General features: G+C 75.3%; 24 protein-coding genes. 12 read left to right on the top strand and 12 right to left on the bottom strand.

The genetic code is table 11. The features are described from left to right. Positions 1-112: 112 nt before the first annotated feature. Positions 113-1,243 carry an FAD-dependent oxidoreductase gene (locus ACU4ZT_RS03720; RefSeq protein WP_445337953.1) on the bottom strand — a complete coding sequence of 377 codons (1,131 nt, stop codon included), beginning with the start codon at positions 1,241-1,243 and terminating at the stop codon, positions 113-115. A 206-nt stretch (positions 1,244-1,449) separates the two neighbouring features. Here ACU4ZT_RS03720 and ACU4ZT_RS03715 point away from each other — a divergent pair, with 206 nt between their 5' ends. After that, complete coding sequence (locus ACU4ZT_RS03715) at positions 1,450-1,659, top strand: DUF3073 domain-containing protein (protein WP_012037444.1); 210 nt, start codon at positions 1,450-1,452, stop codon at positions 1,657-1,659. Positions 1,660-1,806: 147 nt separating this feature from the next. Here ACU4ZT_RS03715 and purM read toward each other — a convergent pair whose 3' ends face one another. Further along, complete coding sequence (gene purM, locus ACU4ZT_RS03710) at positions 1,807-2,916, bottom strand: phosphoribosylformylglycinamidine cyclo-ligase (protein ID WP_445337950.1); 1,110 nt, start codon at positions 2,914-2,916, stop codon at positions 1,807-1,809. Between the two features lie 90 nt (positions 2,917-3,006). Here purM and purF point away from each other — a divergent pair, with 90 nt between their 5' ends. Continuing rightward, positions 3,007-4,467, top strand: a complete 1,461-nt coding sequence (gene purF / locus ACU4ZT_RS03705) for an amidophosphoribosyltransferase (RefSeq protein WP_063070183.1) — start codon at positions 3,007-3,009, stop codon at positions 4,465-4,467. 43 nt (positions 4,468-4,510) lie between these two features. Here the strand turns inward: purF and ACU4ZT_RS03700 are convergent, their stop codons facing one another. After that, complete coding sequence (locus ACU4ZT_RS03700; protein ID WP_414748326.1) at positions 4,511-4,819, bottom strand: hypothetical protein; 309 nt, start codon at positions 4,817-4,819, stop codon at positions 4,511-4,513. Positions 4,820-4,909: 90 nt separating this feature from the next. Next, on the bottom strand, positions 4,910-5,290 hold the full coding sequence (locus ACU4ZT_RS03695) for a sterol carrier family protein (protein ID WP_063070181.1): 381 nt from the start codon (positions 5,288-5,290) through the stop codon (positions 4,910-4,912). A gap of 365 nt (positions 5,291-5,655) precedes the next feature. Here ACU4ZT_RS03695 and purD point away from each other — a divergent pair, with 365 nt between their 5' ends. After that, positions 5,656-6,906, top strand: coding sequence for a phosphoribosylamine--glycine ligase (gene purD / locus ACU4ZT_RS03690; RefSeq protein WP_063070180.1), 1,251 nt, complete (start codon positions 5,656-5,658; stop codon positions 6,904-6,906). Beyond that, positions 6,903-7,838, top strand: a complete 936-nt coding sequence (locus ACU4ZT_RS03685) for a phosphoribosylaminoimidazolesuccinocarboxamide synthase (protein ID WP_445337947.1) — start codon at positions 6,903-6,905, stop codon at positions 7,836-7,838. Before purD ends, ACU4ZT_RS03685 begins: the two co-directional genes overlap by 4 nt. A gap of 63 nt (positions 7,839-7,901) precedes the next feature. On the opposite strand, the gene ACU4ZT_RS03680 is transcribed toward ACU4ZT_RS03685, so the two are convergent. Then, the gene (locus tag ACU4ZT_RS03680) at positions 7,902-8,126 is read right to left on the bottom strand and encodes a hypothetical protein (RefSeq protein ID WP_063070178.1); all 225 of its coding nucleotides are present in this window, start codon (positions 8,124-8,126) and stop codon (positions 7,902-7,904) included. 208 nt (positions 8,127-8,334) lie between these two features. Between ACU4ZT_RS03680 and ACU4ZT_RS03675 the strand changes: the two genes are divergently transcribed. Further along, positions 8,335-10,950 (top strand): PIG-L family deacetylase, encoded by a 2,616-nt coding sequence (locus ACU4ZT_RS03675; protein WP_445337945.1) that lies wholly within the window; start codon positions 8,335-8,337, stop codon positions 10,948-10,950. Continuing rightward, on the top strand, positions 10,947-11,774 hold the full coding sequence (locus ACU4ZT_RS03670) for a glycosyltransferase family 2 protein (RefSeq protein WP_414748330.1): 828 nt from the start codon (positions 10,947-10,949) through the stop codon (positions 11,772-11,774). Before ACU4ZT_RS03675 ends, ACU4ZT_RS03670 begins: the two co-directional genes overlap by 4 nt. Positions 11,775-11,789: 15 nt before the next feature. On the opposite strand, the gene ACU4ZT_RS03665 is transcribed toward ACU4ZT_RS03670, so the two are convergent. Further along, positions 11,790-12,284 carry a MarR family winged helix-turn-helix transcriptional regulator gene (locus tag ACU4ZT_RS03665; protein WP_414763782.1) on the bottom strand — a complete coding sequence of 165 codons (495 nt, stop codon included), beginning with the start codon at positions 12,282-12,284 and terminating at the stop codon, positions 11,790-11,792. 109 nt (positions 12,285-12,393) lie between these two features. Here ACU4ZT_RS03665 and ACU4ZT_RS03660 point away from each other — a divergent pair, with 109 nt between their 5' ends. Further along, complete coding sequence (locus ACU4ZT_RS03660) at positions 12,394-13,623, top strand: FAD-dependent monooxygenase (protein ID WP_445337944.1); 1,230 nt, start codon at positions 12,394-12,396, stop codon at positions 13,621-13,623. A gap of 121 nt (positions 13,624-13,744) precedes the next feature. Next, on the top strand, positions 13,745-14,341 hold the full coding sequence (locus ACU4ZT_RS03655; RefSeq protein ID WP_270980007.1) for a uridine kinase family protein: 597 nt from the start codon (positions 13,745-13,747) through the stop codon (positions 14,339-14,341). A 20-nt stretch (positions 14,342-14,361) separates the two neighbouring features. Here ACU4ZT_RS03655 and ACU4ZT_RS03650 read toward each other — a convergent pair whose 3' ends face one another. After that, the gene (locus ACU4ZT_RS03650; RefSeq protein ID WP_445337942.1) at positions 14,362-14,778 is read right to left on the bottom strand and encodes a hypothetical protein; all 417 of its coding nucleotides are present in this window, start codon (positions 14,776-14,778) and stop codon (positions 14,362-14,364) included. Positions 14,779-14,853: 75 nt separating this feature from the next. Between ACU4ZT_RS03650 and ACU4ZT_RS03645 the strand changes: the two genes are divergently transcribed. Together ACU4ZT_RS03645 and ACU4ZT_RS03640 are read left to right on the top strand one after the other, a co-directional pair. Next, complete coding sequence (locus ACU4ZT_RS03645) at positions 14,854-14,982, top strand: hypothetical protein (protein ID WP_270980011.1); 129 nt, start codon at positions 14,854-14,856, stop codon at positions 14,980-14,982. Continuing rightward, on the top strand, positions 14,979-16,307 hold the full coding sequence (locus ACU4ZT_RS03640; protein ID WP_063070171.1) for a hemolysin family protein: 1,329 nt from the start codon (positions 14,979-14,981) through the stop codon (positions 16,305-16,307). The genes ACU4ZT_RS03645 and ACU4ZT_RS03640 overlap by 4 nt, the downstream gene beginning before the upstream one ends. Positions 16,308-16,349: 42 nt before the next feature. On the opposite strand, the gene ACU4ZT_RS03635 is transcribed toward ACU4ZT_RS03640, so the two are convergent. The 3 genes from ACU4ZT_RS03635 to ACU4ZT_RS03625 are packed head-to-tail and all read right to left on the bottom strand — an operon-like array spanning position 16,350 to position 18,807. Continuing rightward, positions 16,350-16,841 carry a hypothetical protein gene (locus ACU4ZT_RS03635; RefSeq protein ID WP_445337940.1) on the bottom strand — a complete coding sequence of 164 codons (492 nt, stop codon included), beginning with the start codon at positions 16,839-16,841 and terminating at the stop codon, positions 16,350-16,352. Beyond that, a complete protein-coding gene (locus ACU4ZT_RS03630) occupies positions 16,838-17,638 on the bottom strand; it encodes a DUF1206 domain-containing protein (RefSeq protein WP_270980016.1) in 801 nt (266 codons plus the stop codon). Before ACU4ZT_RS03630 ends, ACU4ZT_RS03635 begins: the two co-directional genes overlap by 4 nt. After that, positions 17,635-18,807 carry an AI-2E family transporter gene (locus ACU4ZT_RS03625; protein ID WP_063070168.1) on the bottom strand — a complete coding sequence of 391 codons (1,173 nt, stop codon included), beginning with the start codon at positions 18,805-18,807 and terminating at the stop codon, positions 17,635-17,637. Before ACU4ZT_RS03625 ends, ACU4ZT_RS03630 begins: the two co-directional genes overlap by 4 nt. 86 nt (positions 18,808-18,893) lie before the next feature. Between ACU4ZT_RS03625 and ACU4ZT_RS03620 the strand changes: the two genes are divergently transcribed. Then, positions 18,894-19,469: a GNAT family protein gene (locus ACU4ZT_RS03620; RefSeq protein WP_445337938.1), complete on the top strand. Its 576-nt coding sequence runs from the start codon at positions 18,894-18,896 to the stop codon at positions 19,467-19,469. 14 nt (positions 19,470-19,483) lie between these two features. Beyond that, entirely contained in the window at positions 19,484-19,987 is a 504-nt protein-coding gene (locus ACU4ZT_RS03615) for a GNAT family N-acetyltransferase (protein ID WP_445338619.1), read from the top strand. 7 nt (positions 19,988-19,994) lie between these two features. Here ACU4ZT_RS03615 and ACU4ZT_RS03610 read toward each other — a convergent pair whose 3' ends face one another. Continuing rightward, entirely contained in the window at positions 19,995-20,615 is a 621-nt protein-coding gene (locus tag ACU4ZT_RS03610; RefSeq protein WP_445337936.1) for a hypothetical protein, read from the bottom strand. A gap of 198 nt (positions 20,616-20,813) precedes the next feature. Continuing rightward, positions 20,814-21,848: a hypothetical protein gene (locus ACU4ZT_RS03605; protein ID WP_445337934.1), complete on the bottom strand. Its 1,035-nt coding sequence runs from the start codon at positions 21,846-21,848 to the stop codon at positions 20,814-20,816. Positions 21,849-21,965: the final 117 nt, after the last annotated feature.

Here is a 21,965-nt window from a genome sequence, read left to right as displayed (position 1 = left end):
GATCGAGGCGGGGGCACGCGCCGCGAGTTCCCGCAGACGGCGCGGGCCCCCGCGACTCCCCGACGCCCTGGGGCAGCGCGACGCGCGCGGCCCCTCAGCCCAGCGCCGCCCCTCAGCCCAGCGCGGCGACGACCTGCCGGGCGACGCGGCGGCCCGCGCGGTTCGCGCCGATGGTCGACGCCTGCGGCCCGTAGCCCGCGAGAAACACCCGCGGGTCCCGCTCGGAGACACCGGACTCGACGCGCACGCCGCCCTCCTTCTCCCGCAGCCCGAGCGGTGCCAGGTGGCGAATCTCGGGACGGAAGCCCGTGGCCCAGATCACGGCATCGACCTCGTCCCGTGCGCCGTCGGCCCACACCACGGCCCGTTCCTCGAAGCGGATGATCGGGCCGCGGCTCGCGAGGAGGCCGCGCTGGATGCCCGCGGCGATGCGCCGGGTGCGCGGTACGCCCGTGCCGCTGACGATGCTCGGCAGGGCCTCGCCGGCCCGGGCCGCCCGGTCCTGCAGGTCGACGGCGCGGACGGCCGCCTCCACGTCGAGCTCGCCCGCCTCCAGGAAGTCGACGGGACGGCGGGTGGACCACATGGTGCGCGCGGCGACGCCCTCGAGCTCCAGCAGGAAGCCGATCGCCGACGTGCCGCCGCCGACGACGAGCACGCGCAGGCCCCGCAGATCCGCCGCCGAGCGGTAGCCGGACGTGTGCAGCTGGCGACCGCGGAACGACGCGAGCCCGGGATAGGACGGCACGAACGGCGCGCCCCAGGTGCCGGTGGCGTTGACGACCAGCCGGCTCACGCGATCGCCGTCGGAGGCGCGGACGAGGAGCGGCCGCACGCCGTCCGACGGATGCGCGGCGCGACGCCGTGAGGCCGTGGGCGGCGGTACGTCGGCGTCGAGCACCGCGCGCACCTCGACCGGCCGCACGACGCGCAGGTCGAAGCGCTCCTCGTAGAGCGCGTAGTGCTCGCGCACGACGTCCCGTGCGGGCCGCATCCGGTCAGCCGTCGCGAACGACAGGCCCAGCTGCGACATGCCGGGGAGGTCGGCGACGCGATGCGCGGACCCCAGCCGGAGCGCCGCCCAGCGGTGCTGCCACGCGCCGCCGGTGGACGGCCCGCGGTCGAGCACGACGGCGTCGGTGCCCATGCGGAGCCCGAGCCGCTGCAGGTGGTACGCCACGGAGAGGCCGGCCTGCCCGGCACCTATGACCACGACCTGGGATTCGGCGGGTGCGCGGCTCATGGGACTGCCAGGCTAGCGCCCGCTCCCGCGCGGATCCCGTGCGGAGGGCGGAGCCGTACGATGCGGCCAGGAGCGTCCGGCGGGAGGACACGCCCGGGACGCCGGAGGCCACATGTTAGGGTAGCCCCTAGGTTTTCTCCAATCCCTGTCCGCTGTTTCCAGCGTTGTCGCCGCCCGTCGGGGCCTGAGTCGTAAGGGGGTCTCGCATGGGGCGCGGCCGTCAAAAAGCTAAGCACACCAAGATCGCGCGAGAGCTGAAGTCGTTCAGTCCCAATGTGGACTACACGCAGCTGGAGCGTGAGCTGACCACCCACGGGGCGGTCGACGAGCAGTACGCGGCCGAGGCCGCCAAGTGGGACGAGTACGCCGACGAGCCGGACGCCTACGTCCCGGGCGACGAGCAGAAGCGCGCCTGATCCCATCCCCGGCGAGAGCCGGGTGAGCTGCGGACCCGTCTCCTCGCGAGGCGGGTCCGTTCACGTGCGCCCGGTGCCGTCGCGCCCGGTGCCCGCACACGCGGGGCGCGGGCTGTCGACGTCCCGGGCGCCTCGAAGGCGGGCGGATCAGTCGCGGTAGCGGCCGGTGAGGCGCACGGCCCCGCCGTCCACGCCCTTCGCGCCCTGCTCGAACCCGGTGCCCGCGGGCGCCTCGCCCATCGCCACGCGCCCGGCCTCCCACGTCGGGATGCCCGCGGCGGTGAGCGCCTGCGCGATGCCCTCGGCGGCGGCCGGGTCGACGACGACGAACATCCCCACGCCGAGGTTCCACGTGCCCTCGGCGCTCTCGAGCGTCGAGCCGGCGATGCCCGACAGCGCGCGGAACACGGCGGGCGGCGACCAGGTGGAGCGCTCGACCTCGCTGAAGGACCCGCGCGGCAGCACGCGCGCGAGGTTCGCGGCGATGCCCCCGCCCGTGACGTGGGTGATGGAGTGCACGGCCGGGCCGAGCTCCGGCTGCGCGAGCACGTCGAGCAGCGGCGTCGTGTAGAGGCGCGTCGGCTCGAGGAGCACCTCGCCCACCACGCCGCCGAGCTCGGCGGACGTGTCGCCGAACCCGATGCCCGCGACGCGGAGGATGTGGCGCACGAGCGAGAAGCCGTTGCTGTGCAGGCCGCTCGATGCGAGGGCCAGCACGACGTCGCCGTCGCGCACGCGCTCCGCGCCGAGCACGGCATCCGCCTCGACCGCGCCGACCGCGGCACCGGCGACGTCGTAGTCGTCCGGGCCGAGGAGGCCCGGGTGCTCCGCCGTCTCGCCGCCGACGAGCGCGGTCCCGGTGTCGGAGCACGCGCGGGCGATGCCGGCGACGATGTCGGCGATGCGCGCCGGCACGACCCTGCCGCACGCGATGTAGTCCGTCATGAAGAGGGGGCGCGCGCCGACCACGACGATGTCGTCGACGACCATGCCCACGAGGTCCTGGCCGATGGTGTCGTGCTTGTCGATCGCCTGCGCGATGGCGACCTTGGTGCCGACGCCGTCCGTGGACGTCGCGAGGAGCGGGTGGCGGAAGCGCGTGAGGGCGCTCGCGTCGAACAGCCCCGCGAACCCGCCGAAGCCGCCGACCACCTCGGGGCCGTGCGTGCGGGAGACGGCCTCCTTCATCAGCTGGACCGCGAGATCGCCGGCCTCCGTGTCGACGCCGGCCTCTGCATAGGAGCTCTTGGTGGTCACGAGACACAGAGTAGCGGCCGGGCGCGTCGCTCCCGTGTGGGAGACTGGCCGCTCCCCCACCTCTTCTACTCTTCAGGAGTCAGCCGAAGCATGTGCGGCATCGTCGGCGTCGTATCGTCCGAACCCGTCAACCAACTCGTCTACGACAGCCTCCTGCTCCTGCAGCACCGCGGTCAGGACTCCACCGGCATCGCCACCGCGGAGGGCAACACCTTCCACGTGAAGAAGCTGAGCGGCCAGGTCCGCGAGGCCTTCCGCACCCGCGACATGCGCTCGCTGCTCGGCACGATGGGCCTCGGCCACGTGCGCTACGCCACCCGCGGCAGCGCCGCCGACGAGGACGAGGCGCAGCCCTTCTACGTGAACGCGCCCTACGGCATCGTGCTGGTGCACAACGGCAACCTCACGAACACGCGGGAGCTCGCGCAGGAGCTCTTCCACGTGGACCGCCGGCACACCAACACGAGCTCCGACACCGAGCTTCTCGTCAACGTGCTCGCGCACGAGCTGCAGTCGCAGGTGTCCGGCATGGCGCTGGATCCCGACCAGGTGTTCACCGCCGTCGAGCGCGTCCATGAGCGGGTCGAGGGCTCGTACGCGTCCATCGCGATGATCGCGGGGCACGGCATGCTCGCGTTCCGCGACCCGTTCGGGATCCGCCCGCTCACCCTCGGCCGCCGCGAGCTCGAGGGCGGCCGCATGGAGTGGGTCGTGGCGAGCGAGTCGCTCGTCATGGAGTCCCTGGGCTACGAGATCGTGCGCGACGTCGCGCCCGGCGAGGCCGTGTTCATCACGATGGACGGCGAGATGCACGCGCGCCAGTGCCACCCGACGCCGCGCCTCATCCCCTGCGCCTTCGAGTTCGTGTACCTCGCCCGGCCCGACTCGGTCATGTCCGGCATCGGCGTCTACGACGCGCGCCTGCGCATGGGCAACCGGCTCGCCGCCACCATCGCGGAGCACAGCCCGGCGGGCGACATCGACGTGGTCATGCCGATCCCGGACTCGTCCAGGCCGTCCGCCATGCAGGTCGCGCAGACGCTCGGGATCGAGTACCGCGAGGGCTTCTACAAGAACCGCTACGTGGGCCGGACCTTCATCATGCCGGGCCAGGCGCAGCGCAAGAAGTCGGTGCGGCAGAAGCTCAACGCCATGAGCTCGGAGTTCAAGGGGAAGAACATCCTCATCGTCGACGACTCCATCGTGCGCGGCACGACCAGCCGCGAGATCGTGGACATGGCGCGGCAGGCGGGCGCGAACAAGGTCACCTTCACCTCGGCGGCGCCGCCGGTGCGCTACCCGCACGTGTACGGCATCAACATGCCGTCCAGGCAGGAGCTCATCGCGCACGGGCGGAAGATCCCCGAGATCGCGCAGGAGCTCGGCGCCGACCACCTCATCTACCAGGAGGTCGCGGACATGCGGGACGCCATCCTGGAGGGGTCGACGGGCGTCGAGGACCTCGAGATGAGCTGCTTCACGGGCGAGTACATCACCGGCAACGTGACGCCGGAGTACCTGTCCTGGCTGGAGCGCACGCAGCTCAGCTGATCGGCGCGCGTGGAGGGCGGGCCGCGCGGATCCGCGACGCGGGTCAGGCGCCCGGCTCGCCCCGCTCCCGCTCGGCCGTGAGGACCCGGGAGCGGCGCGACGCCGCGCGGTCGAGCAGCAGCGCGAGGAGCGCCGCCAGCCCGCCGAAGAGCACGACCGCGAACAGCGCCAGGAACGCGAGCACCTGCGCCTCGGAGAACTCGGCGTTGGCGGGGAACGTGAGCGTGAGGATCATGGCCACGACGATGCCGAGCACGGCGCCGACGCCCATGAAGCGGAAGTAGCGGGGCGAGCGCCGGACGAGGACCTCGGTGCGGCGCTCGTCGTCGGGCTGGGGTCGGGCGTCGGTCATGGGTCCATCATCCCCCGCGCCCCGGACACCCGGCGACCCGGGTGGCCCGTCAGGGCGGACCGGGCGCCCCGCGGACGGCGCCGCATCCGCTCAGCGGTCGGCGGGCAGCTGCCACGGCACCGGCAGGAGGCCGCGGAGATCCGCCCGGAGGCCCGACGCGCGCACGGCTCCCGCCTCCACGCCCGCGTCCCAGGCGAGGCCGCCGGTGGCGAGCGCGATCCAGGTGGCGGGATCGGTCTCGATGACGTTGGGCGGCGTCCCGCGCGTGTGGCCCGGCCCCTCGATGCACTGCACGGCGCCGAACGGCGGCACGCGGACCTCGACGGTGCCGCCGGGCGCGAGGTCGGCCAGCGACTGGAGCAGGAAGCGCACGGCGGTGGCGCGCGTCTCGCGGTCGGCGTCCGCCCCCGCGGCGAGCGCGGCCCGCACGGCGGGCTGTCCGACGGTGGGGTGGATGCGCGCCTTGGCCATCGCCCCAGGATGCCAGAGCCGGCGGGCTCACCGACCCCGCGCGCCCCTCCAAGTGGGGCGCCGGGAGGAGTCCGCATTTAGGGGGACATCCATTACCGTGTATGGAAGTGCCCGGCGGTGACATCACCCGCGGGGCACCGCACGGCGTCCCCCGCCGCCGCCTTCCCGGGCGTCGACGGATCGGACGATGCGCCTCCCGACGGACCCGAACGACGTCGGGAGGGGCAGGGAGCCGACCCGGACCGTACCCGCGGCGGGTCGGCCTCCCGCCGTCCGCGCCTCGTGCACCCGGGGCGCGGATGCGCGTCTCCGCAGGGCGCCGCGCGAGCCCCGTCCGCCGGGCACCGCGTCGATAGGGTGGGGGCGTGAAGATCCTGGTACTCGGTTCCGGTGCGCGCGAGCACGCCATCGTCACGGCCCTGCTCCGGGAGGACGCGGGGCACGAGGTCGTCGCCGCCCCCGGCAACGCGGGCATCGCGCGGGACGTGCCCGTCGTGAAGATGGACATCGACGACCCCGTCGTCGTCGCCGAGCACGCGCTCGCCGAGGGCTTCGAGCTCGTCGTCGTGGGGCCCGAGGCGCCGCTCGTGGCCGGGGTCGCCGACGCGCTCCGCACCCGCGGCGTCCCCGTCTTCGGGCCGGGCCGCGCCGCCGCCGCGCTCGAGGGGTCCAAGACCTTCGCCAAGCGCATCATGGAGGAGGCGGGCGTGCCCACCGGCCGCGCCGCCCAGGCCGGCACCGTCGACGAGGTCGAGGCCGCGCTGGACGAGTACGGCGCTCCCTACGTCATCAAGGCCGACGGGCTCGCCGCGGGAAAGGGCGTGCTCGTCACGGCCGACCGCTCGCTCGCCCTCGAGCACGCCCGCCACTACCTCGGGCAGGGCACGGTGCTCGTCGAGGAGTTCCTCGCCGGCCAGGAGGTGTCGCTCTTCCTCCTCTCCGACGGGCACGACGTGCTGCCCCTCTCCCCCGCGCAGGACTACAAGCGCCTCGGCGACGGGGACGCGGGACCGAACACGGGCGGCATGGGCGCGTACTCGCCGTTGCCGTGGCTGCCGGAGGGCTTCGTCGACGAGGTCATCGACACCATCGCGCTCCCCACCGTGCGGAAGCTCGCCGCCGAGCAGACGCCGTTCATCGGCCTGCTCTACTGCGGCCTCATCCTCACGTCGGACGGCATCCGGGTCATCGAGTTCAACGCGCGGTTCGGGGATCCGGAGACGCAGGTCGTGCTGCCGCGCCTCGTCACCCCGCTCTCGCGGCTGCTGCTGGCCGCCGCGTCCGGCGAGCTCGGCGGCGTGCCGCGGCCGGAGTTCTCCGACGACGTGGCCGTCACGGTCGTGCTCGCGAGCGAGGGCTACCCCGAGTCGCCGCGCACCGGCCGTGTCATCACGGGCCTCGACGAGGCGGGCCGGGTCGAGGGCGTGAGCATCGCGCACGCCGCCACCGCCGAGTCCGACGCCGGGCTGGTCGCCACCGGCGGGCGCGTGCTCAGCGTGGTCGCGACGGGCGCGGGCTTCGACGAGGCGCGGTCGCGGGTGTACGAGGCGGTGGGGCGGATATCGCTCGACGGCGCCCAGCACCGCACCGACATCGCGGCGCAGGTCATCCGATGAGCGGCGCGGTCCCCACGGGCGCCGTGCCGGCCGGGCACGCCTCCGAGTGGGAGCTGCCGGGCTGGGAGCACGCCTACTCGGGCAAGGTGCGCGAGCTCTTCAGCCCCGCCATGGACGACACGGAGGACCGGGCGCTCGAGGGCGAGCCGCACGTGCTCGTCGTCGCGACCGACCGCGTGAGCGCCTACGACTTCGCGCTCGAGCCGGGCGTCCCCGGCAAGGGCGAGCTCCTCACGCAGCTGAGCCTGTGGTGGTTCGACCGCCTCGACGTGCCGAACCACCTCGTGGACGGCGACACCCTGGCGCGCATCGGCGTCCCCGAGCCCGTCCGGGGCCGGGCGATGCTCTGCCGCGTGCTCGAGATGCTGCCCATCGAGTGCGTCGTGCGCGGCTACCTCGCCGGATCCGGCTGGGAGGAGTACCGCGAGCACGGCACGGTGTGCGGCATCCCGCTGCCCGCCGGCCTGCAGCAGGGCGACCGGCTGCCCGAACCCATCTACACGCCGGCCTGGAAGGCGCCGCAGGGCGAGCACGACGAGAACATCACGTTCGCCCGCACGGAGGAGCTCGTGGGGCACGAGGAGGCGGCGCGGCTGCGCGACCTCTCGCTCGACGTGTACCGCCGCGCGTCGGCCATCGCGGAGGAGCGCGGCGTGATCCTCGCGGACACCAAGTTCGAGTTCGGCATCGACCCGCGCACGGGCATCACGACGCTGGCGGACGAGGTGCTCACGAGCGACTCGTCCCGCTACTGGGATGCCGAGGCGTACGCGACCGGCAACCGCACCGACAGCTTCGACAAGCAGATCGTGCGCGACTGGCTCGCCGCGAACTGGGACCGGACGGGCACGCCCCCCGTGCTGCCGGACGAGATCGTGGAGCGGACGGCGGCGCGGTACCGCGAGCTGATCGCGCGGCTGACCGGGCACTAGGCCGGTCGTGCCCGCCGCGGGTCGGCCCGTCCGCCGGGTGGACGCGCGCGGCTGCGGCTGGGGCTAGAGGTTCTCGTAGTTCCGGACGACGCGGTCGATGGCGACCTCGGCGACGTCGCGGGCCTCCTCGTCGGCGAGGGCGTCGAGAGCGCCCTCGATGTCCTCGCCGCCCATGCGGAGGACGGCCAGGCGCTCGAACTCCTCGACCGCCTCGGGGGTGGGCTGCGCGTCAGGTGCGGACGCGGTCGGGTCGATCGACTCGGACGGCTCGGTGGCGTGCTCGGTCATGGTGGTCCCCTCCAGTCGTGCGTGGGCGGGCGGATCGCGCCCCTTCCCTGCCGCCAGGGTCCCACATCCCCGCGGACGTCCGCCACGATCGCGCCCGCGGCACACCCGGGACGGAGCACCGCGTCACCACGGACGCGACGCTTGTAGGTTCGAAGGGAGACGCCGGTCGACGACCGGTCGACCGACCGACGAAGTGGATCCACCCCCTGTGACCTCCGGTTCCCCGCGCGACCGCATCCTCCCCGCACTCCCCAGCATCCGGGTCCGGCTCGCGTCGACGGCGGTGCCGCTCGCGGAGGACGCGCCGGGCCCGGCGACGCGGCGGGTCGTCGCAGCGCTCGCCGCGACGGACGGCCCGGCGCACGCGTGGCCGACGGAGCGCGCGCTCGAGCTCGCCGCGGCGCTGGGCGCCGACGGCGCGCTGCCCGGCAGCGGGCGCACGCGCGATCTGTGGGAAGCGCTCGCCACGCTCGCGGCCGCGGACCTCGGGATCGCCCGGGCGGTGGAGCCGCACCTCGACGCGCTCGCGATCCTCGACCAGGAGTGGGAGGCCGGTGGCGTGCGCGCCGCCGCGGATCCACTCGCGGGCACGTGGGGGGTCTTCGCGGCCGAGGGAGGCGGGGATCCGCTGCGGGCCGTGCCGGCGGAGGACGCCGGCGACGGGCCGGCCGACGGCCCTGCCCCCGCCCCCGGCGGCGCCGTGCTGACCGGGACGAAGCCGTGGTGCTCGCTCGCGGGATCGCTGTCGCACGCGCTGATCACCGCGACGGCCGCCGACGGGACGCGCGCGCTCTACGCGGTGCGCCTCGACCACCCCGGCGTGGAGGTCGTGCCCGGCGCCTGGGCGGCGCGGGGGCTCGTCGAGGTGCCGAGCGGTCCGCTGCGGATGACCGGCGTGCCCGCGCGCCGCGTCGGCGCCCCCGGCTGGTACCTCGAGCGCGCCGGGTTCCACTGGGGCGCGATCGGCGTCGCCGCCTGCTGGCACGGCGGCGCGGTCGGGCTGGCCCGCACGCTGCTGGCGGCAGCCGAGCGGCCGGGCGCCGACCGCCTGACGCTGATGCACCTGGGCGCGGTGGACGCGGCCCTCGCCGCGTCGCGCAGCGCCCTCGACGAGGCCGCGCGGCTGGTGGACCGGGGCCTCGCGGAGGGCGAGGAGGGACGGCTGCTCGCCAAGCGGGTCCGCGGCATCGCCGCCCGCGCCGCCGAGGAGACGCTGATGCACGTCGCGCACGCGCTCGGACCGGCGCCGCTCGCGCAGGATCCGGTGCACGCCAAGCGCGTCGCCGACCTCGAGCTGTACGTGCGGCAGCACCACGCCGAGCGCGACGACGCGTCGCTCGGCGGCGCGCTGGTCGAGGCGGCGACGCGGGAGGTCGCGCGGGAGGCCGCGCGGGAGCCCGTCGAGCGCCCGGGTGACGCCGCGCCCGCGACCGGCGTCGCGTTCGACGCGCGCGAGCCGGGCGTCGACGCGGACGTGTGGCCCGCTGATCCGCGCTGGGACGCCATCCCCGAGCTGCGCCTCGACGACGTGCCGGCCCTGCTCGTGGTGTCCGCGCACGCGGACGACGAGTCCGTCGGCGCGGGCGGACTGCTCGCCGCGGCCGCCGCCCGCGGCGTGCCGGTGACCCTCGCGATCGTGACCGACGGCGCGGCATCGCACCCCGGATCCCCCACCGTCACGCCCGCCGAGCTCGCCGCGATCCGCCGCGACGAGGCCCGCGCGGCGCTCGACGCGGTCGCCCCCGGCGCGCACCTGGTGCTGCTCGGCCATCCCGACGGCGGTGTGCGCGAGGCACGCGACGCCGTGCGCGCGGACCTCGCCGCGCTCGTCGCCGAGGCGGCGGCGGGCACCTGGGTCGCGGCACCCTGGCGCGGCGACGGACACCGCGACCACCGCGTCACGGGCGAGGTCGTCGCCGAGCTGGTGGCCGCGCAGGGGGCGGAGCGCGGCATCCGCCTCGTCGAGTACCCCGTCTGGATGTGGCACTGGGCGACGCCCGACGACGCGCGCGTGCCGTGGGCCGACCTGCGGGCGCTCCCGCTGGATCCGGCCGCGCGGCAGGCGAAGCGCGCCGCGATCGACGCGCACGCGAGCCAGGTGCGGCCGCTCTCCGACGCCCCCGAGGACCGCGCCGTGCTGCTGCCCGCGTTCCTGCGGCACGCCGAGCGCGACCGGGAGGTCCTCATCGTCCCGGACCGCTCCGCCGAGCCGACGCCCGCCGGATCGCCGTCCGCGGCCGAGCGCTTCGACGCCGCGTACGCGCGCGACGAGGATCCGTGGCGCGTCACCACCCGCTGGTACGAGCGTCGCAAGCGCCTGGCGACCCTCGCGGCGCTGCCCGACGAGCGCTACGGGCGCGCGCTCGAGATCGGCTGCTCCATCGGCGTGACGAGCGCGGGCCTGGCCGAGCGCGTCGACGAGCTCCTCGCCGTGGACGTGGCCCCGACCGCCGTCGAGCGCGCCCGTGCCCGGCTCGCCGACGCCCCGCACGTGCGGGTGGAGGTGCGCGACGTGGGCGCCGACTGGCCCGCGGGCGCCTTCGACCTCGTCGTGATGAGCGAGGTCGGCTACTACCTCGACGACGACGCGCTCGACCGCGTGCTCGCGGCGCTGCCCGATGCGCTCGGCCCCTCCGGCACCGTGGTCGCCTGCCACTGGCGGCACCCCGAGGGCGACTTCCGCCGCTCGGGCGACGAGGTGCACGCGCGGCTGGCCGGCGTGCCCGGGCTGACGCGCATCCTCCGGCACGAGGAGGACGACTTCCTGCTCGAGGTGCTGTCGGCGGATCCGCGCTCGGTCGCCGCCCGGACGGGGCTCCGGTGACGGGGGCGTCGGCCGCGTCCGACCGCGCGGAGGAGCCGGAGCGGGGGCGGCGGCGGATCCGCGCGGTCGCGGTCGTCATCCCCGCGCGCGACGAGGAGGCGCTCGTCGGGCGCTGCCTCGCGTCCGTCGAGGTCGCCGCGGAGCGCGCCCGGGCCGCGGGCGTCGACGTGCGCGTGATCCTCGTCGCCGACGACTGCCGCGACCGCACCGCGGAGATCGCCCGGGCGGCCGGCGTCGAGGTCATCGAGAGCTCGGCCGGCCGGGTCGGCGCCGCGCGGGCGCGGGGAGTCGACGCCGCGCGCGCCGGCTGGGACGGTGCGGACGCCGAGCTGTGGCTCGCGTGCACCGACGCCGACTCGGAGGTGCCGGCCGCGTGGATCACCAGCCAGCTGCAGCTCGCGGACGCCGGGACCGACGTGGTCGTGGGCACCGTCCGGCCGGAGCTCGAGGCGCTCAGCCCGGCGCAGATCGCGGCCTGGCGGGCGACGCGCGTGCCCGGCGAGGCGAACGGGCACGTCCACGGCGCGAACCTCGGCGTGCGCGCGGACGCGTACGCGGCGGCCGGCGGCTTCCCCGCGGTCGTCGAGCACGAGGACGTGGACCTGGTCGCCCGGCTCCGCTCCCACGGCGCGCGGATCACGGCGTCGGCCGCGGGCGAGGTGCTCACCTCGAGCCGGCGCGACGGCCGGACGCCCGGCGGCTACGCGGGGTACCTGCACGTGTCGCTGCTGGCGCGAGCGGCCGAGCGGGCTGCGGAACGCGCTGCGGCGACGCGGACGACGGAGCGCGCGGGCTGCGACAGCCCCTGCGTCTCCGCTGGCTGACCCGACGACCGCCCCTCAGCTCCCGGTCGCGCCGTCGCCGGCCATTGCGCGCGTCCCCGCCGCCGTGCCCTCCGTGACCGCGCGCACGACCGCCGCCGCCGTGCGGAGCTGGTCGGCGGTGAACCCGTCGAGCGCCCGGTCGACCTCGACCTGCGCGCCCTGCAGCATGGCCATCACGCGCGCCTTGGACCCCGCCGTCGGCCGCAGCGTCACGATCCGCCGATCGTCGCTCTCCCGGCTCCGCACGATGTGCCCGCCGCCCTCGAGCCGGTTGACGAGCGCGGTCGTGGCCCCCGAGGTCAGGTGGAGCCGTTCCGACAGGCGGGCCGGGGACAGCGCCCGGCCGGCGGTCTCGGCCCAGATCACCTCGGCGAGCGCCGTCGTGTCGGTCGTCGGCAGCCCGAGCGCTGCGGCCAGCTGCCGCACCGACTCGTCGAACGCGGTCGTGTGGTCTCGGAGCCGCTCGAGCACCTCGGAGCGGTCCCCCGGGACCGCGATGGTGTGGGACATGTCGTGTTCCTCCGAGTCGACGCGAATGCTTCACCATGAAGTATCTGCGCCATAGAGTCTACTCGTGCCCGGGATCCCGGGTCCGCTCGACGACCGAGGAGATCACCGCATGGCTGACACCACCCACCACCGCCCGAGGGTCCTCGTGACGGGAGCCAGCATCGCCGGTCCGGCGCTCGCCTGGGGCCTGCACCGCGAGGGCTTCGACGTGACCCTGCTCGAGCGCTCGGCCGAGCCGCGCCAGGCGGGGCAGAACATCGACGTGCGCGGGCTCGGCCGCGACGTGCTCCGGCGCATGGGCGTCGAGGACATCGTCATGGCGAACCTCACCGGCGAGGACGGGACGCGCTTCGTCGACGAGGAGGGGCGCGTCCTCGCCACGTTCCCCCGCACCGCCGGGAAGGACGGGCCGACGGCGGAGGTGGAGATCCTGCGCGGCCGGTTCGCGGCGATCCTCGTCGACCTCGTGCGGGACGACGTCGAGCTCCGCTACGGCGACTTCGTGACGGGAGTGCGCCAGGACGCGACCGGGGTCGACGTCGAGCTCGCGAGCGGATCCCGCGAGCGCTACGACCTCCTGCTCGTGGCCGAGGGACGCAGCTCCCGCACGCGCCGGCTGGCCTTCGCCGAGGAGACCACGCTCCGCGACCACGGCGTGAGCATCGCCTACGGGACTATCGACCGGATCCCCGGCGACACCGGCTACTGGGACTTCCTCACGGGGCGCGGCGCGCGGAACGCCACCATCCGGCCCGACGACGTGGGCACGATCCGCGCGAGCCTGTCGTTCGAGTCGGAGCCCTCCGGGTTCGAGCAGCTGCCATTCGACGCGCAGATGACCGTGCTCCGCGCGCGCTTCCGCGGCGCGGGCTGGCAGGTCGAGCGGATCCTCGACGGGTTCCAAGCGCGCCCGGACGAGTTCTACACGCAGCGCATGGAGCAGGTGATCGTCTCGACGTGGTCGAAGGGACGCATCGCGCTCCTCGGCGACGCGGCCTGGGGATCCGGCCCCACGGGCATGGGCACGACCCTCTCGCTGGTCGCCGCCCACGTGCTCGCGGGCGAGCTGGGACGCGCGCTCGCGGACACGGGCGACACCTTCCCGGCCGCGTTCGCGCGATACGAGGCGCAGCTGCGGCGCTACGCCGACAGCGCGCAGGGGCTGCCGCCGGGCGGGGCGCGCATCACGCACCCGTCGTCCGCGCTCGGGCAGAAGGCGCTGCGCGGCGCCGTGCGGGTGGCCGCGTCGCGGCCCGTGCGCGGGTTCGGCGACCGCTTCCCGCTGACGAGCGCCCGGCACGCGCCGACGCTCGCGGAGTACCCGGCGCTGCGCGGCTGAGGGGCGGAGCCGGGCGGAGCCGGGCCCCGCCTCCCGGCCGCTCGGCGGATCGCCACGGCGGGTCCGTGGCGGCGCGCGTGCCCGCGCGATCCCGCATCGCGACGCCCCGTACGCTCGCGACATGGACGCGTTCGAGCTCGCCCGGCAGGTGACCGCCCTGCGCGCCGCGGCCGACCGTCCGATCGTCGTCGGGGTGTCCGGCTACGGCGGATCCGGCAAGTCGACGCTCGCCCGGCAGCTCACGGCCGCCCTCCCCGGCGCGGTGCGCCTGCGGGGCGACGACTTCCTCGACCCGACGCGGTCGCACCGCCGGTCGTCGGATTGGGACGGCGTCGAGCGGACGCGGCTGGTGGAGGAGGTGCTGGGTCCGCTCCGCTCCGGCCGACCCGGGTCCTTCCGGCGCTACGACTGGGGCCGGCGCGCGCTCGGCGCTCCCGAGCCGCTGCCCGGGACGGACCTGCTGGTGGTCGACGTGATCGGGTTGCTGCACCCGGAGGCCCGCGCCGGGATCGACCTCGCCGTCTGGTGCGACGTCGACCTCGCGACGGCGTCCGCCCGCGGCATGGCCCGCGACGCCCGGCTCGGCCGCGACCACGTCGCCCTCTGGCATGAGGTCTGGATCCCGAACGAACGCGACTTCGACACCCGCTTCGCTCCGCGCGCGACGGCCGACGTGCTGATAGATGCCGGGCCGGTCACCTCGGAGCCGACGACCTGACGGCCTGACGGCCTGACGCGTCAGCGCGTCTCGTCGGCCTCCGCGCGGGCGGACCGCAGCGCCGCCCACCGCCGGTGCGCGAGGACGTGGAGCAGGAGGGAGACCGCGGCGATCACGGCGAGCGCGCCCGCGAGCGTCCACATGCCGGTGTCCCCGCCGATCGCCGCCACCACGGCGCTGGCGACCGCCAGGATGGCCAACCCGACGCCCACCGCGAGGAGCCCGTTCGTCGGCCCCTCCTGCCGGGGCGCGACGGGCCGCTCGGGGACGCGCTCCCACGTCACGATGAAGAGGGTCGCGATCGGGCCGAGGAACAGGGAGACGAGGAACCACGTCCACCTCGACCGGTTCTTCTGCTCGGCGAGGCCGGCGTTGACGAGCGCGAGGGCGGGCCAGCCCCAGGTGCCGATCCACAGTTGATCCATGCCGTGATCCATGCGCCGACCGTAGGGCATGAGCGCCGCCGCGCATCGGCCCGGCTATTTCCCCACCCGCTCCACTACCCTCGATCCATGCACAGAACCGCGCGGGAGCCCGCTCCCGACAGCCACAGTCCCGGCGCCCGGACGACCCCGGGCACGCCCCGCACCCTCCGCGCCGCCCGCCTCACCGCGATCCGCCGGGCCGGCACCCGCTCGTGAACGGCGACCTCCTCCTCAACATCGTCCTCGTCGTCGTGTTCGTGCTCGTCGGCGGCGTGTTCGCCGCCACGGAGATGGCGCTCGTCACCCTCCGCGAGGGCCAGCTCAACGCCCTCGCCGCCCGCGGCCGCCGCGGCGAGAAGGTCGCCGCGCTCGCCCGGAACCCCAACACCTTCCTCGCGGCGGTGCAGATCGGCGTGACCGTCGCCGGGTTCGCATCGGCCGCGTACGGCGCGTCGTCGATCGCGCCGTCCGTCGTCCCGCTGCTCGAGTCGTGGGGCCTGGAGGCCGGCTTCGCCTCCACGCTCGCCACGCTCCTGCTGACGCTGGTGATCGCGTACCTGTCCCTCGTGCTCGGCGAGCTCGCGCCCAAGCGCCTCGCGATCCAGCGCAACGCCGGGTTCGCGTACGGCGTCGCGCCCGTGCTCAACGGCTTCGCGATCCTCATGCGGCCCGTGATCTGGCTGCTCTCCGCGTCGACGGACCTGGTCGTGCGCCTCCTCGGCGGCGACCCGCACAAGACCGGCGAGGAGATGAGCGAGGAGGAGCTCCGCGACATCGTCTCCAGCCACGAGGGCCTCCCGGACGACGAGCGCCGGATCCTCGACGACGTGCTCTCCCTCCGCCACCGCCAGCTCAGCGAGGTGATGAAGCCGCGGCCCGAGATCGCCGCGCTCGACGGCGCGGGCACGGTGCGCGACGCGGGGATCGACGTGCAGGACCGGCCGTACTCGCGCTATCCGGTGATGGACAAGAGCATCGACGACGTCATCGGCTTCGTGCACGTGCGCGACCTGTACCAGGCGATCGCGGCGGATCCGGAGCGGCCCGTCGCCGAGATCCTCCGCCCGATCCCGTACCTCCCGGCGACCGCGCGCGTGCTGCCGACGCTCACGATGATGCGCGCCGAGGGCCACCAGATCGCCGTCATCGTGGACGAGTACGGCGGCACCGACGGCATCGTCACGCTCGAGGACCTCGTGGAGGAGGTCGTGGGCGAGATCTTCGACGAGTACGACACCGACTCCGCCGCGCGCGACCTCGCGGAGGACGGCGGCACGATCGACGGCCGCCTCAACTTCCAGGACTTCGAGGAGGCGACGGGCGTCAGGCTCCCCGACTCGGCGTCCGACACCGTCGCGGGCTTCGTGATCGAGAACCTCGGGCGGCTCGCGCAGGTCGGCGACTCGGTCGCGGTCGACGGCGTGACCCTCCAGGTGACCGCGCTCGACCGGCGCCGGATCTCGGAGATCCTCGTCGTGCCGCGCGAGGAGCCGGCGGACGCGGACGACGACGACGGGACGGCCGAGCGCACGACGGCGTAGCGGAGCCGGCGCGGCAGCGCGTCAGGGCGTCGGGCGCGCGGATCAGGGCAGCGGGACCACGCGGTCCGCGACCGTCCGCCCGCCGACCTCGGCCCGGCCGTCGGCGAGCAGCCGCGTCACCAGCTCGCTGCCGCGGCCCTGCGTGATCCGCAGGTCGCGACCGAGGTGCGCGGTGATGCGGAGCGCGGCGGATCCCGTCGCCTCGTCCTCGGCGATGCCCAGCGCGGGAGCGCCCGTGCGCGAGCGGATCGCGCCCGCGGCCTCGTCGATCCACGCCCAGGCGTAGAGGTGGTCCACGGTCGCGTCCGCGACGGCCACCCCGCACGACGCCAGCCACCACGCGGCGCCGACCGTCTGGTGCCCGGCGAACGGCAGCTCGCGCGCGATCCCCGCCTCGCGACCGTCCGTGCGCGCCGACGCGAGCACGATCCCGAGCTCGTTGCCGTGCTGCCCGTGCGCGTCCGCGAACACCCGCACGACGTGCACCTCGTCCGGCCGCACGCCGTCGAGGGCGACGACCGGACGCCCGGTCACAGGTCCGCGTAGCGCGCGCGGGCGCCGCAGTACAGGCCGTACGCGATGAGGCCGAGGCCCGTGATCGCGAGGACGGCGACGCCGGCGGGGAGCTCGGCGAGCGACTGGAGCGCGCCGTCGAGGCCCGTGGCGCGGCGCGGGTCGGCTGTCACGGCGCCGACGACGAACAGCACGCCGACCGCGACGAGCGCCACGCCCTTGGCGATGTAGCCGGCGACGCCGAGCGCGGTGATGCCCCGGCCGAGCGAGCCCGCGGGCACGGAGATGTCCTCGCGGAAGCGCTTCGTCCCGCCCTTGTGGGCGAAGTAGACGCCCACCGCGATGACGCCGAGGCCGACGAGCACGAGCATCACGACGCCGCCGGGCGCCGCGAGGACGCGGGCGCTCAGCGACTGCGTCTGCGCGGTCGAGTCGCTGGATCCGCCGGTCGCGAAGCGCAGGGCCGTCGACGCGATCACGAGGTACGCCACGGCCTTGCCGAGCTCCTTGGCGCGCGCGGCCCAGGTGCCCTTCGCGTCGTCGCCGCGCGCGAGCACGGTCTCCACGAGCTGCCAGAGGCCGAGGCCGACGAGGCCGACCACGATGACCCAGACGAGGATGCGGCCGCCCGGCGTCTGGGCGATGGAGCCGAGCGCGCCGGACTGGTCGGCCCCGCCGCCACCGGTGCCCGTGGCGAGGCGGAACGCGATGACGCCGATGAGGAGGTGCAGCAGGCCGTTGACCGCGTGCCCGAGACGCGCGGCGACGGCGAACCCGGGCTCGCGCTGGAGGCGGGACGCGGCGCCGCTGGCGCTCATCGGTCGGCGTGCGTCGTGGTCGCGGGAGCCGAGGAGCGGCCGGTGAGCAGCGAGGTGAGGCCGCGCACGCCGCGCTTCCCCGGTGGCGCCTCCGCCTGCCGTGGGCTCGCGTCGGCCGGCTCCTCCTCGTCGGGCTCCATCACGATCTTCCAGGCGGTCCAGGCGACGGCGGTGAGCGGCACCGAGAGGATCGCGCCGATGATGCCGCCGAGGATCGTGCCGGCGGTGAGCGCCAGCAGCACGACGAGCCCGTGCAGCTTGAGCGCGTTGCCGAGCACGACCGGCTGCAGCAGGTTGCCCTCGAGCTGGTTCACGGCGACGACGATGATCACGACCACGATGGCCGTGTTGAGGTCGTTGGTGACGAGCGCGACGAGCGCCGCGAGGATGCCCGCGACGGTCGCGCCGACGATCGGCACGAACGCGCCGATGAACACCACGAGCGAGAGCGGCAGCGCCAGCGGCACCCCGAGGATGAAGAGGCCGGCGCCGATGAACACCGTGTCGACGAGCGCGACCGTCGCCGTGCCGCGGATGTAGCCGCCGAGCACCTTGGAGCCCTCGTGGCCGACGCGCACGGCGCGCTTCCGGCCGCGACCGCGGAACGGGCGGATGAGGAACGCCCAGATCTGCGGCCCGTCCTTGACGAAGAAGAAGAACACCACGAGCCCGAGCACCGCGCCCGTCACGACCTCGGCCGCGGCGGAGACGCCCGCGATGGCGCCGGATCCGAACTGGCTGCTGGTGAGGAAGTCGACCGCGGACGTGCGGAGCGAGTCGATCTGCGCCGAGTCGATGGGCAGCCCGCCCTCCTGGATGAACGCCTGCAACTGGTCGACGCCCTCGCTGGTGGCCTTCACGAGCGTCGGCCACTGGCTCTGCACGCCGAAGACGACGAGCGTGATCGCGCCGCCGAAGAGCACGAGGCCGGTGAGGAGCGCGATGGCGGCGGCGAGCGCGTCCGGGACGCCGCGGCGCTCCATCCACAGCACCATCGGGCGCACGGCGCACGCGAGGATCAGCGCGATGATCACCGGGATCACGACGAGCTTGAGCGAGATGGCGGCGTACACGATCGCGATGGCGACCACGAGGACCGCCAGGATCTGCACGCAGCGGATGGAGAGGCGGCCGAGCTTGTCCTGCCAGACGGACTGCGGGGTGGTCATGCGCTCCACCCTACGGGCGGGCGGCGCGCGCGTCCGGGCTGCGGCCGGGCCCGGACACCGGCGCGGCCGGCCGATACCCTCGACCCATGGGACCCCGCCTCTCCGTCGTCCGCGAGGGCGCGCTCGCCGTCGCCGAGCACGAGCGGATCGCGGCGCTCCTCGCGCTCGCCTTCCCCGACTTCGCGGCGGGCTACGCGGGCGCGCGTAGCTGGGCGGGCGCGCAGCCCGAGCTGCGGATCCTCGTGCACGACGGCGACGCGCTCGTGGCGCACGCGGGGATCCGTCGCGTGTTCGTGGAGGTGGGCGACGGCCGGGGCGACCCGGCGGACGACCTGCTCATGGGATCCACCGGCATGGTCGCCGTGCACCCGGAGCGGCAGGGCGAGGGCCTCGGCACGCTGCTCGCCGACGGGATCCGCGGCGCCCTCGCGCGCCTCGCCGTCCCGTTCGGCCTCCTCGAGACGGGCGCCGAGACCACCGGCTACTACGCGCGCCACGGCTGGCTTCCGCTCGACGGCCGCACGGGCCACTACAACGGCTTCACGCTCCTCGGCGCCGCGGGCGTCGTGCACCAGGACCACGGCTGGATGGCGCTCCCCGTCACGGCGCCCGCGGACGCCCTCCCCGCGGGCGACCTCCACGTGAACGGCCAGCTGGTCTGATCCCGATGGACGCCGTGATCCACCGCCTCCGCGCTGAGGACTGGCGCGAGTACCGCGCCCTCCGCCTCGAGATGCTCGAGGACACCCCGCTCGCGTACCTCGAGACGCTCGAGCACGCGCGCGCCCAGCCGGAGTCGGACTGGCGCGCCCGCACCGCGCGCGCCGAGCAGCCGGGCAGCACCGCCTACGTCGCCGTGGAGCGCGCGACCGGCCGCTGGCTCGGCGCGATGAACGCGTTCGTGGCCGCGGATCCCACGCGCGTGATGCTCGTGAGCGTCTACATCACCCCCGACGCCCGCGGCCGCGCGGCGGGCGTCACCGACATGCTCCTCGACGCCGTGATCGCGTGGGCGCGCGACCGGCCGAACGTCCGCGCCGTGCGGCTCGAGGTCCACGAGGACAACCCGCGCGCCCGCGCGTACTACGCGCGCCGCGGCTTCGCGCTCACGGGCCGCAGCGTCCCGTACGCGCTCGACCGCACGCAGAGGGACCTGGAGATGGAGCTGCCGCTGGGGTGACCGTCCGTCAGGGCTGCGGTCCGCCGCCGATCGGCGCGGCGAGCGCTCGCCGGTACATCGCGGGATCATGCCGCGTCGTCCGCGACACGACGAGCGTCGCCGGGTCGATCCGCTCGGCGTGGTACCCGGCGTAGGGCAGCTGCACGATGCTCGCGAGCCCGGCCCGCCAGGCGTCGGCGAGGGCCTCGACGCAGATCCGCTCCGGGTGCTCGGCGAGCGGCAGCCGGTGGTCGTCGTGCAGGGTCGCGTGCCACGCCTCGAACGCGTCCCGGTCGATGCCCTCCCCGAGGGAGAGGCGCCCGGCGGCCTGCACGTCGGGGGCGATCCCGCGGAGCAGGCGCACCCTCTCCTCCTGCGGAGCGTGCATCGCCTCACGGAGCGCCGCGAGACGAGGCCAGGCCCTGGCCCACTCGCTGCGCCAGCGCTCCACCGCCTCGGCGTCGCCCAGCCCGGCCGGACGCGCCGAGGCCCCGACATCGGGCACGCCGTCGAGCGCCGGCACGTCGTCGATCGCCAGCCGCCACGCCTCCCGCACGAACAGGAGGGACGTGAGCTCGCGGGGCTCGTCGATCCGGAGCACCATGTCGTGCGGCCACGGGTCGCCGGGGATGGGGCGGGTGCTGCGCATGCGGTGTCCTTCCGGTTCCGGGGGTTCGGCGTCGATGCGCCCACGGTGCCATGGCCGGCACCCCCGCGACGAGGCTCGGAGCCGCTGCGCAGGTCCCGCCGGAGCACGACGACGCCCGTCCCCTGCCGAGCGGGGACGGGCGTCGTGTGCGGCGATCCGCGGGTCAGCGATCCGCGGGTCAGCGAGCCGCCCGGTGGGTCAGGACGCGGCGGCCGCGGCGAGGTACGTCGCGTGGAGATCGGCCTTCCACTGCGGGCCGAAGGCCGAGTGCGTGAAGTGCTGGTAGGCGAACGAGGTCATGCCGCGCTGCACGTCGCGCACCGGCGCGTCGTCCGTCGAGACCCACGGGGATCCGCTGATGCCGGCGCGGGACTCGATCTGCAGCCCCTCGATGGCGTCGTCCCGGTTCATCCACGGGTTCGGCTCGGCGCCGCTCTCCACGGAGACCGCCTTCGTGCCGTCGTGGCCGCCGTCGAGCGGGTAGCCGGTCGAGCGGAAGTCGTCGTCGTCCTTCGCCCCCGTGAAGGACACGCCGGATGCGCCGACGGTCGACGAGAGCGTGGCGCCGGCGGCGGCTCCCGCCGGTGCCTTCACCTGGAAGAACGCGGAGTCGAAGGCGACCTCGCGGCCGGTGACCCACCGGGCCGGAGCCGACACGGCCACCGCGCCCCAGACGCCGTGGGGCGCGGTGCCGTCGTACTGCGGCACGAACGCGAGCTGGGAGACGAACTGCCCGGCCAGCGCGGAGACGCACCGCCCCGCCGTGGCGACGAGGTCGCCGGACACGGATGCCACCACGTTGCCCGTGCAGCGCTGGTCGACGCCGCCGCTGCGGAAGAACACCACGCCGAGGTGGTCCTGCGGCGCGAATCCGGGGACGGGCTGGGACTCGTCGAAGCCCGGGATCCCGGTCGGCGCCGTCACCGCGGAGCCCGCGCGCGACGCGACCGCGCTGTCCGGGGCGGCACCGGGGCCGTCACCGTCGGCCGGGTCGGGATCGACGAAGGCGTTCGACTTCGCCGCCTGCATGCGCGCGGGGGTCCAGTAGGTCGACGTCGAGGCCGTCGAGCCGCGCGCGACCGACTGCTGGAGGACGCCGGACCCGACGGTGCCGGGGACGACGGTGGCGGTGGCGGCGGTCGCGGCGCCGGCGCCGCCGCCGGCGAGCATGCCGACGGCCAGTGCGGCGCAGGCCGCCGTGCCGAGGATGGTGGAGCGGGTGGCGAGTGCCATGGTTCCGTCCTGTTCTCGTGTGAGGGGGTGCGCGCCGATCGACGCGCGGCATGACGCTGGCACGGCCGAGCCCCCGGGCGGGGGCGCATCGCACAGGAGCAGGGCACCCGGCGGGCC

Source organism: Clavibacter davisi (assembly GCF_052751415.1).
Note: the sequence above shows the minus strand (reverse complement) of the source record. Positions and strands in the feature narration are given on the sequence as shown.